General features: G+C 58.6%; 2 protein-coding genes. One reads left to right on the top strand and one right to left on the bottom strand.

The annotated features are described in order from the left end of the window. Window positions 1-410 precede the first annotated feature (410 nt). Entirely contained in the window at window positions 411-659 is a 249-nt protein-coding gene (locus MFF64_RS36475; protein ID WP_238193901.1) for a hypothetical protein, read from the top strand. Window positions 660-708: 49 nt separating this feature from the next. Here the strand turns inward: MFF64_RS36475 and MFF64_RS38290 are convergent, their stop codons facing one another. Further along, window positions 709-1104 carry a site-specific integrase gene (locus MFF64_RS38290; protein ID WP_369010733.1) on the bottom strand — a complete coding sequence of 132 codons (396 nt, stop codon included), beginning with the start codon at window positions 1102-1104 and terminating at the stop codon, window positions 709-711. Window positions 1105-1350 lie beyond the last annotated feature (246 nt).

Genomic DNA, 1350 nt, shown 5'->3' with positions numbered 1-1350 from the left:
CACCTCCACGAACCGGTGAAAACCCCGACGAGTCAAAGCCTAAGCGCAGCGGTATAACACGCTTTTAGCACGGAGGGCGCACGGGATGCTGCATTCTGACCCCGAGCTCACCCGAAGCAGAAGAAGGCGCAAGCAAATCCATATTTCTCTTAATTTAATATAATATGGATGTAAAATTTCGAACTTGAATTCAGCCGGTTCCGTACGCCAAGCTTATGCGCGTAGTCTCTCGTTGCTCTCGGAGAGGACAAGCAAATGGGTTCAGAGCCGTTAGCGCTCTGACAGGAACAGAGACGCTTTCCCAGCGCGGCGACAATCATAGTTTTGTCATATCGTGAACACGATGCAACCACTGACCAGCATCATGGGGGATAGCGAACAGCCGCCACACTCAGTTTGGAGCCGCTCACGTGATTTTCACGGTCCACGCGACTTACCGCGAACGTCGATTTTCCCGGTTATTTGCGGCGCCCCTGCAAGCAATCGAGCAAGGAATGTCGCTAATTTGTGCTGGCGCGCAGAATGTGATGGTTGCAGATGGCGATGGTCGCGAGCGCTCGCCCATCGAGCTCTACAATAGTATTTGTGGTACATCTGCAGATAAACGCAAATTAACAGCATCCTTTGAGAGTACAGTTTTCACTCAGGTGGCCATTTGAAGAAATTTTAACTGATAAAAATTGATTGCGAGGAAACCGTGTCAGGATGTCAGAGGGCCGGAAAACCCTCGCAGCCGGACACCCCTGACACAGGTTGCGAGGAGCCACAGCCTCGACCTCGGGCGTGAACGGCAGGCGCTCTGGCCGCCTCCTCGGCTGGAGCTCGGCTGCCGGAGTGCTGGTGCCGGGACCTTCCGCGACCATGAAGCGGTGAGTGCCGTTGGCGACCGATAGCCGCCGGCTGATCGAGGAGTAGGACACGGCGCGCTCCGACGTGTGCGGGGTAGGCCACCATGTCGTGACGCGTCACATCGGCGAGGCGTCGCTTGTCCAGCCATCCGAGATAGCAGGCGACGTCGCGGCGATAGGTCTTGAGCGACGAGGCGGCGGTGCCGCGCTCGGCCGCCAGGGCGTCGAGCCAGAGTTCGATGTCGGCGTCGGTCATGCCCGGAGCATGACCGGTGATCCCTTAACGGGGAGTTCTCTGAGAAAATCCGGTTATACCGCCGCGCTTAGGTTTTGACTCGCAGCGGGCTTTCAGTGGCCCGTGCGTGTGATTCGCTGCTGCCCTTCACTGGGGAGGAGCCTATGACGCGTGCCGTCGAGATCCGGACCGACATCGCCACGGCCGCCGACCTGCGACGGCAGGCCAAGCGGGAGCTGCGTCGGCGGACAGCTCTGCGCCTGCTGG

Origin of the sequence: Methylobacterium frigidaeris (assembly GCF_022179185.1) — a bacterium.
Taxonomy (GTDB): Bacteria; Pseudomonadota; Alphaproteobacteria; order Rhizobiales; family Beijerinckiaceae; genus Methylobacterium; species Methylobacterium frigidaeris.
This window is presented reverse-complemented; position numbering and strand designations above follow the sequence as displayed.